Annotated in this window: 1 protein-coding gene and 1 pseudogene; one reads left to right on the plus strand and one right to left on the minus strand. The window is 65.7% G+C overall.

Features of this window, described 5'->3' with window-relative positions:
- Positions 1-436, plus strand: a pseudogene (locus EOA36_RS36050) (alpha/beta hydrolase); the annotation flags it as partial.
- 4 nt (positions 437-440) lie between these two features.
- Here EOA36_RS36050 and EOA36_RS36055 read toward each other — a convergent pair.
- Positions 441-1,016: sigma factor-like helix-turn-helix DNA-binding protein (locus tag EOA36_RS36055; RefSeq protein ID WP_281040118.1), on the minus strand; the 576-nt coding region annotated here is incomplete at its 5' end.

Below are 1,016 nucleotides of genomic sequence, written 5' to 3' on the forward strand. Positions count from 1 at the left end.
AGCAGAGCCCGCTGCTGTGGCACTTCAACTTCCGAGGCCCCGACATGGAGCGGCTGGTCGCGGGTCGCGAGCGCATCTACCTCGACCGCTTCTACAACGAACTGTCGGCCGACCCGAAGAAGATCGACGAGGCGACGCGCGCCCACTACGCAAAACTCTATGCACGGCCGCATGCCATGCATGACGCCTTCGAGCAGTTCAAGGCATTCGACCAGGACGCCATCGACAACCAGGCGATGCTGGCCAGCGGCGGCAAACTGTCCGTGCCCGTGCTCGCCGCGGGTGCGGAAAAATCGGCCGGCACCAGCCAGCCGACATCCTGCGTCTCGTCGCCACGGACGTGACCGAAGCCGTCGTGCCCGCATCGGGCCATTGGATCATGGAGGAAAACCCCGATGCCACCGTCAAGCTGATCACGGATTTCCTCTCCAGGTAACGGCCTAGCGGGTCACTCCGTCGGCGGCGATCATGTCCAGTATCCACGGGCAGGCATAATAGTCTGCGATGCGGTCGATCGCCCCACCGGTCGCATGGATTCGCACCAGATAGGCCGGCCGCCAGACCTCGCCATATTGCCTGTCGACGACCAGCATGATCTCCCCTTCGATCGTGCCTGGCCGCATGCGCCAGGGCAGCTCGCTGCGCTCATATTCGACGAAGTAGGGCGAGCGGGAGAGCAGGCCGTTATAGCAGTCCGAGACCCGCAGCCGCGCATCGGCGCTGGTCAGCGCCCGCACCCCGTCCCAGTCCCTGGCATTGAAGAGCGCGACATAGCGGTCAAGCAGCCGCTCCAGTTCCGGGTTATGTGGTGGCACCGCGACCGGTTGCGCGGGCAAGGCGGCGAGCTTGGCGCGGCCGCGATTGAGCGCCGACTTGACGCCGCCCGATGTCGAGCCGACCAAATCGGCGATCTCGTCCAGCGAATGGTCGAAGACATCCTTGAGCAGCACGCAGGCGCGCTCCTTCGGCGGCAGATGCACGACCAGCCGCTCGATGGCGCGGCCGGCGCCCGGACC

The sequence above is a fragment of the Mesorhizobium sp. M8A.F.Ca.ET.021.01.1.1 genome (assembly GCF_003998025.1).
Taxonomy (GTDB): domain Bacteria; phylum Pseudomonadota; class Alphaproteobacteria; order Rhizobiales; family Rhizobiaceae; genus Mesorhizobium.